Below are 7,741 nucleotides of genomic sequence, written 5' to 3'. Positions count from 1 at the left end.
GTTTTCGTTTTACCTTTAGAAATCTCTTGAGTTTATTGTAAAAGAAAAAAGACTGTAGGCAAACTCGAAATTTATCGAGTTTGTCTACAGTCTGAGGCTTTCAGAAACTCTGAAGGCCTTTTGTTGACTCAAGTACCCGTTATAAAATTTCGGAGAACTAGTTTAATATTTTCGTTTGTTGATCTACATCCTTAGCTAGTTCCACAAGTTTTTCCATTTCTACACCACTCGATGCAAGGACAAAATTATATCCTTCTCTTTCCCATACGATATATGTTGTCTCGTCATTAATGTCTGCCGAAAATTGATATGAAAGTACATTTGCTGCAACTCCATTCACATCAACACTTTCTTTTTCAATATCTTTCACACTCGTTCCATTAATAGATGGTAGAATGATTGGATCTTTTACAATGGATAGATATGTTGCACCATAATCCGCAAACGGAGAAAAGACCGTGATTAAAGATTGCCCTTCCCCATATTTATCAACGCGTATATTATTTACCGATTCACCGACTTTTGGAAAAGGATAGCCAACAAAGTCTTCCAACTCTTTTGTATAGCCTTCGAAAAATTGCAGTTCTTGTACGTCTTTATTAAAAGGTCCATTTTCACCATATGTTAAAATAGATCCGCCGCTTAATGAATTTGGAACAACGTCTTGGTCTGAAACATCTTCATATGTTGCTGAATATAAAAACTCTAGTCCTGGTATTTTCGTTAACATTACAGCCATCGCCGGAGAAGCAAAGCCAGAACCAAGGATTCCTACTGTTAAGATCCCTGCTGCGGCAATCGAATGAATCCATCCCCATTTCATTTTTCGTTTCATCACTGGTTGTTCGCTCCTTTTATCTGGTAAATTTGCTAAAACTTCATCAATTCCTTTACTAAAGGACGTTGGGACACTTTTATGTTTTTCATCCGCGAATAATTGATCTAGTTCATCATTAAATTTGCTCATGTTGCAAACCTCCCACTTGAATTTTTTCCGATAGCATTTCTTTTAGCTTGTTTCTTGCTCGACTTAACCTCGACTTGACTGTTCCGACAGGCTGTTCAATGATTTCAGCAATATCCTTTACCGATAAATCTTGGAGGTAAAAGAGTGTAATAACGACGCGATGATCCGCTTCTAAATTACGAATTGCATTATTTAACTCCAGATTATCTTCCATGTGATACGTTGCATGGGGTTCCTTTACATCGCTATTAAGTGCCACCACTTTATTCCGTTCTTTCAATAATGCTGTACATTCCCGAATTAATATTCGAATGAGCCAAGTTTTAAAGTATTGTGGATGTTTCAACGTGTGAATGGAAACATAAGCTTTCATAATTGCCTCCTGTGCAGCATCTAAACAATCCTCATCCGATCTTAAAATTGAATAGGCAATTCGATACAGACTAGGTTCTACTTCTTTCACTAACTGACAAAAAGCATCTTTGTCACCCTCTATTGCTTTTATTACTAAATGCTCTAAGTTCGTTATCACTGCTATTCACCTTCTTTTCTACCTCATTTGTTTTACACTTATTAGAGGCAATCTCGGAATCATTTGGTTCCAAAATTTTTTAGATTTTTATGTATTTCTCCCTCAAAAAAAGTGCTCCTACATAGGTAGAAGCACCGGGGAACGTTACTTAACTTGTTAATTTCCTAAAGAATGTACTTTCCACCCTTGACCTGGTACATAGCGAAGTTCACCCATTACTGTTTCTACCTCATTCAGTTCACCAAGAGGTACTTTTAATTCATAGGTTTTCACTGTTGTAGAGCCTTTTGTTAGTGTGCCTAATGCCTTTTCCCAGTTTAATAGGCTTCCTCCATCTGCATTCGGTTGTGCTAGTTTCCCGTTATGGGTAATGAAACCTAGCTCCTTGAATAAGTTTGCTGTTTGTTCTGGTGTATACCATTTTTCTAAATAAGCACGGAGTTTCTCTTCAGAATCTAAGTTTTCAGCCATATATCGGTATTCTAAATCGCCTTTTGTGAAAGTTGATAGATCTCGTTTCCCTTCTCCGCCTGACACCACGTACCAATATGCTTTATTTGCACCACTAAATAAAGAAACGGCTTCTTTTGATGTCATCATGGAGTCATCCCCTAGCAAATGTGGCTTTTGATAAATGGACACAATTTTAAAGTCCATATAATCAGTTTTCGCCACTAAGAAGTACAGTTGGTTTTCTCCTTCTTTTAAGAAATTCTGTTGGTGTTCATTTAGTTGTACGTTCAATTTAACGGAGAATTCTGTGATCCCATTTAGTCGTGCAATTTCTTTCAGTTCGGTCACTTCGATATTTTTAATTGATTGACTCATTGCTTTCATATCAAGTGTTGGTTTCGTTTTAAATAGAGTGTCGATACCTTCTGGATTTTTCAATGCATAATCAAAAAGTTTCACGATTGGATTCACGTTCATTGGAATATTATATTGATTTGGTAAAAAGTCAGAGTTTAATGCACGAGCCATGAAAACTGAAAACTGTGCTCTTGTTACAAGTTCTTTAGGTTTAAACGCACCATCTCCAGATCCTACAGTGATGTCATTTTCAGCGAGAATGGAAATAGCTTTATAACTTACTGCCGTTTTTGGGACATCTTTAAATGCGTAAGCCCCAGTTCCTTCTAGTTTAAAAGCATTGACTAATAATTCAGCCATTAATTCACGAGTCACAAGTTCATTTGGCTTGAATTCTTTTGTTGTAGGGAAAATGCCCGCTTCCACTACAGCTGAAATGTCTTTATATGCTGAATGACTTGTTGGAACGTCATTGAAATTTATATTTTTACTTCCTTTTAGTTCAAGGGCGCGTGCTAACATAATCGCCGCTTGTGCTTTTGTAATGGTTTGATTTGGATAAAAGGCCCCATCCGGATAGCCAGAAATAATTTGTTCGTCTACTAAATAATTAATCTCATGTTGCGCCCAATGATCATTACTCAAATCCTTAAATGATTTAGCAGATGCTAAACTACTCGAAAATAAAAGACTTCCCGTAATCGCAGAAACAGCCAACATTCTTTTCCATTTTTTCAACCTAGTTCCTCCCAAAATTAACTAAATTTCAAAGCACATAATAGACGGTTACCAACTGCAGAAGGTGACAAAAATTTCAAAAAGCAAAAGAAAAGGTAGCCACATTTTTACGTGACTACCTTTAACCTTCATTATTGTATATGTTCTTTGTATGTAAAATATCTTTGCGATTTAAAAATTAAAGCAGGCTAGCTCCAAGCCAACCTACTTAAATTTCGCACTTATTCCGTTGAGCTTAGTCCAGGTTTTGGTCCCTCTACTATTGACTTAAAATCATTCCCAGATGGATTTTGGAAGATTCGAAGTCCAAACTCCTGTGCTACGGCAAATAGATGATCAAAGATGTCTGCTTGCGTTCTTTCATATACCGCCCATTGCACAGTATTTGTAAAGGCATATATCTCCAATGGCAATCCATATTCACCTGGCGCTAATTGTCTTACCATCAACGTCATTTCTTTATGAATTCCAGGGTGATGTTGCAAATACGAGCTGATATATGCGCGGAAGACACCGATATTCGTTAAAGCTCTTCCATTGACAATATTACTCCGATTAATCTTATTTTTTATATTGTATTCTTCAATTTCGCGTTCTCGATTCACAATATAATCCGAAAGAAATTGAATATGTTTATACTTCTCAATCATTTCCTCTGTACAGAAAGAAATACTCGTTGTATCAATATACAAAGATCGCTTAATTCGTCGTCCACCAGATGCCTGCATGCCACGCCAGTTTTTAAAAGAATCTGAAATGAGCGCATAGCTTGGTAGTGTTGTAATAGTATGATCAAAATTACGAATCTTCACCGTATTCAGCGAGATGTCAATAACATCGCCATCCGCACCGTATTTCGGCATTTCAATCCAATCCCCTACACGTACCATATCATTGGCCGTCAATTGAACTCCCGCAACTAACCCTAACAACGAATCCTTAAAGACCAACATAAAGACCGCTGATAGTGCACCAATTCCACTTAGAAGAATTAGCGGGCTTTCACCTATTAAGTTTGCAATAACTAAAATCGCACCAAGGATAAATACGATAATTTTAACAACTTGAATATATCCCTTTATTGGTTTCACTTTTGAAATTTCAAAGGTTTGATAAATATCATTGACTGCACTTAGTAAACTACTAATTACACTTAATGTCATAATGATCATATAAGTAATTGCAATCTTTTCAATGAAATGCTGGTAGTTTGGAAACGCAGAAGCAAAGTAATAAATAATAATGGCGGGTACAATATGAGATAACCGATGAAATACTTTTTTCTCCAATAGAATATTATCCCATTTGTATTTGTTATTGTGAACAATGTGGGTAATAAGCCGAATAACCACTTTCTTCGTTATAAAATTTGCAATGATACAAAGAATTGCTATTAAAACAATCATTATCGCAATCGACAGGTAGTTAGCCCATACTGCATCCAAGCCATAATCTAGAAGCTGCTTGTTAATAAAATTCATTCTATTTCCCTCCATAGTATGTATTTTTGCTTACAAATGAAGCTACATACACCACACATGTAGTGAATGGCTTTTATTATAACATCATTCGACATACCATTACTTTCATTAGCCTATATGGTGGAAATAACTGTTATTTGTTGAATTGTACTATTACCTTTAAATGGCGTATTCTGATCGTGGGCTTCTCTTCCCTATTCTCCATAAATCAAATATCTAGCAAATATTTAAAGGTATTAAAGGATATCTTGTCGAATTTTTCTATTACTCTAGGAAAAGGACTTTCTATATGATCAAGAACTCTGTAAATTTTGGGATAAAGTTTTTAATACTTAGCCTCTATTTTAATCTTTTGCCCAATCTCTTCCCTATGAATGATGTCATTCGTTTTTTTCATATTATTTTATTTTTCGGCATTGCCTATTGGGTGGCTAAGCTTTCCAATGCAAATGGGTTACAAAGCTACGGTCTTATCTTTTTTAAAGGATGGAAACGTAACCTTACATATGGCTTCGTAACAGGAGCTTTCTTTTGGCTATTGCTATTTGGAGCGTACTTATCCCTTAGTAAACTAGAATTCGTTGGGATTAAGTCGGCGAGCGAAAGTGTTTTACCCATAGCGATTATTATTTTTGGCTTTGGGACAGGATCGCTCATAAACGATATGATTACGCGGGGCCTTGTCTTTTATCATTTTAAGGACCGCTTACCTATACCTGTCGTCTTTATTATTTCCATCTTGTTATATGCGTTTGACGATATTTGGTACGCTGGTTTTAGCTGGCAAAATACGATTTTCTCTATTGTGCTAGGCCTCAGTCTTACTTATGCCTTTTACAAAACTAACTCCATTTGGGCCAATACAGGCATACATTTTGGTCTAAATACGATCTATGGTTTGTTTTATGGGGTCTCAGGAAATGTAGGGGATGGGGTTCTACTATTTTCAGAAAATGTTGCAGCAAGCTGGGTTAATTGGCTATCGACAATTTTATCAGCAATAATGTTAATGGTCGTACTGCTAACGATCAAGTTTTATAGAACATATGAAAGATAGAGACATAAAGCAGAGTTCTACTTAATAGAGCTCTGCTTTCAATGTATACATTACAAATTGTCAATCACTCGGTCCATTTCAAATTTCAACTCATCATAACGTATTGGCTTAGCTATTTTTTGCAATGACGATAAAACAATTGACTTTTGTTGAGGGTAAAAGTGATTTAAATCCTTCGTTGCAACGACATAAAACTCCCATTGCCGAGTATCTAAAGGATTAATTCGATCACGGTCTTTTTCTTTTAAAAGGCAAAAAACATATACTTGCGCATGCCTTTGTGCAATAGCTGAATATTTGTTTGTTGCATAATCATATTCCTTTTTCTCTGCGATTCCAAAGCTAATTTTCGAATGATTGCCGTTATACCATGCTTGAATATAAGCCGAGGATTTCACTTCAATTTTGATGCCATTATAGTCGATATCAAAAGCATCCCATTCCACTCGACTACCATTGAGCGCCTCGATTGCTACACCAACCAAAAATTCTGCATAAATTCCTCTAAGTGAATTCGTTAAAAGGTTTGAAAATCCCCATTTCCAAAAGTCTGCAACAGTTTGATCGGTACCGATTATTTTATCCTCTGGCGATAGTCCCTTATTATATTCCATAGTTGCACCACCTATTGATCTAGTTGATTTTTTATTTAATAGTCCTCTCATTTTCAAATAAAAATTCTTATCCACTTTGAAAGTATTTATAAGTAAGCAAAAATCTAGGAAAGAGAAATCAAATCATAAAAGATACCTATACCATTTTTAGATTAACCCTATCTAATTTAAATATTATTTACAAAAAATATTTAGAAGATTTATAATAGAGAAATCATCGGAAAATTTGGAATTGATTCTAGGAAACATACAAATTAGAAATCATTCCTACTAAGATAAGGGGATAAAAATATGAGTAAGACAATTAAAATTGGTATTGTTGGGTACGGGAATTTAGGAAAAGGTGCAGTAGAAGCAATTAAACAAACTGCGGATATGGAATTAGTAGCAGTTTTCACAAGAAGAGATCCGAAAGACTTAATCATTGACGAGCCAAATGTAGAAACTGTACATATTTCAAATGCTGGAGATTACAAAGATAAAATTGATGTAATGCTACTATGTGGTGGATCTGCAACAGATTTACCAGAGCAAACTCCTTACTTTGCGAGCATGTTCAACACTGTAGATAGTTTTGATACACACGCAAAAATTCCTGAGTTTTATGAGTCTGTAAATGAAGCAGCAACGAAAGCTAACACAACTGCCATTATTTCAGTAGGTTGGGATCCAGGCTTATTCTCAATCAATCGTGTATTAGCAGATGCAATTTTACCAAGTGGTGAAAACTATACGTTCTGGGGTAAAGGGCTTAGTCAAGGTCACTCAGATGCGATTCGTCGAGTTGAGGGAGTAAAAAATGGTGTTCAATATACAATTCCATCTGAAGACGCAATGGCAAAAGTACGTAGCGGTGTAAATCCTGAATTATCGACTGCAGAAAAACATGAACGCGTTTGTTATATCGTTCTTGAAGAAGGAGCAGATCCAGCGCGAATCGAAAATGAAATTAAAACAATGCCAAACTACTTCGCTGATTATAATACAGAAGTTCACTTTATTTCAGAAGAAGAATTAAAGCGTGACCACTCAAAAGCACCACACGGCGGATTTGTTATTCGTGGTGGTAATACAGGAAACGGCAACAAACAAATTTATGAATTCTCACTGAAGCTAGATAGCAACCCTGAATTTACTGCAAGCGTACTTGTAGCTTATGCTCGCGCTGCTTATCGTTTAAACGCAGAAAAACAATATGGCGCAAAATCTGTATTTGATGTAGCACCAAGCTATATTTCTCCGCGCACTGCAGAAGAATTAAGAAGAGATTATTTATAATTGATTGATAGTTTGAAGCTGAAAAATCTACTCTTGTTAAAAGGAAGAGTAGATTTTTTTGGTGTTATGGGGAAAATTAGAGATGTTTTTACGTTTTCTGTAAGCCCGAAATATAAAAATAAGCGCACCTTTTCGGTACGCATGACAAATAGCCGTCTATCACGCGAATTTTTTCGGATAGATGGCTATTTCATTACACATGTTGTTTTGATATTTTTGGACCAAGGCATGTAATTATTTAATATCTCAGGTTGCTGATGAATC

7 protein-coding genes are annotated in these 7,741 nt (G+C 35.8%); 2 read left to right on the top strand and 5 right to left on the bottom strand.

What is annotated here, in order from left to right; translation table 11 throughout:
- Positions 1-157: 157 nt before the first annotated feature.
- From EK386_RS19430 to EK386_RS19415, 4 genes are all read right to left on the bottom strand, one after another.
- Entirely contained in the window at positions 158-967 is an 810-nt protein-coding gene (locus tag EK386_RS19430) for a DUF4179 domain-containing protein (RefSeq protein WP_126660835.1), read from the bottom strand.
- Positions 954-1,499 carry a sigma-70 family RNA polymerase sigma factor gene (locus EK386_RS19425; RefSeq protein WP_246027737.1) on the bottom strand — a complete coding sequence of 182 codons (546 nt, stop codon included), beginning with the start codon at positions 1,497-1,499 and terminating at the stop codon, positions 954-956. The genes EK386_RS19430 and EK386_RS19425 overlap by 14 nt, the downstream gene beginning before the upstream one ends.
- A 156-nt stretch (positions 1,500-1,655) precedes the next feature.
- The gene (locus EK386_RS19420) at positions 1,656-3,047 is read right to left on the bottom strand and encodes an S-layer homology domain-containing protein (RefSeq protein ID WP_126660834.1); all 1,392 of its coding nucleotides are present in this window, start codon (positions 3,045-3,047) and stop codon (positions 1,656-1,658) included.
- A gap of 221 nt (positions 3,048-3,268) precedes the next feature.
- Positions 3,269-4,528: a mechanosensitive ion channel family protein gene (locus EK386_RS19415; RefSeq protein ID WP_126660833.1), complete on the bottom strand. Its 1,260-nt coding sequence runs from the start codon at positions 4,526-4,528 to the stop codon at positions 3,269-3,271.
- 289 nt (positions 4,529-4,817) lie between these two features.
- Between EK386_RS19415 and EK386_RS19410 the strand changes: the two genes are divergently transcribed.
- Complete coding sequence (locus tag EK386_RS19410) at positions 4,818-5,585, top strand: CPBP family intramembrane glutamic endopeptidase (protein WP_126660832.1); 768 nt, start codon at positions 4,818-4,820, stop codon at positions 5,583-5,585.
- 50 nt (positions 5,586-5,635) lie between these two features.
- Here EK386_RS19410 and EK386_RS19405 read toward each other — a convergent pair whose 3' ends face one another.
- A complete protein-coding gene (locus tag EK386_RS19405; RefSeq protein ID WP_126660831.1) occupies positions 5,636-6,199 on the bottom strand; it encodes a hypothetical protein in 564 nt (187 codons plus the stop codon).
- Between the two features lie 291 nt (positions 6,200-6,490).
- On the opposite strand from EK386_RS19405, the gene EK386_RS19400 reads away from it, so the two are divergent.
- On the top strand, positions 6,491-7,477 hold the full coding sequence (locus tag EK386_RS19400; protein ID WP_126660830.1) for a diaminopimelate dehydrogenase: 987 nt from the start codon (positions 6,491-6,493) through the stop codon (positions 7,475-7,477).
- Positions 7,478-7,741: the final 264 nt, after the last annotated feature.

This window comes from Lysinibacillus antri (genome assembly GCF_003977595.1).
GTDB lineage: Bacteria > Bacillota > Bacilli > Bacillales_A > Planococcaceae > Ureibacillus > Ureibacillus antri.
This window is presented reverse-complemented; position numbering and strand designations above follow the sequence as displayed.

Bases quoted from the DNA above. Each gene is read 5' to 3' on its own strand.
- EK386_RS19430 (WP_126660835.1), bottom strand. From the start codon at position 967: ATGAGCAAATTTAATGATGAACTAGATCAATTATTCGCGGATGAAAAA.
- EK386_RS19415 (WP_126660833.1), bottom strand. From the start codon at position 4,528: ATGAATTTTATTAACAAGCAGCTTCTAGATTATGGCTTGGATGCAGTA.
- EK386_RS19410 (WP_126660832.1), top strand. From the start codon at position 4,818: ATGATCAAGAACTCTGTAAATTTTGGGATAAAGTTTTTAATACTTAGC.
- EK386_RS19405 (WP_126660831.1), bottom strand. From the start codon at position 6,199: ATGGAATATAATAAGGGACTATCGCCAGAGGATAAAATAATCGGTACC.
- EK386_RS19400 (WP_126660830.1), top strand. From the start codon at position 6,491: ATGAGTAAGACAATTAAAATTGGTATTGTTGGGTACGGGAATTTAGGA.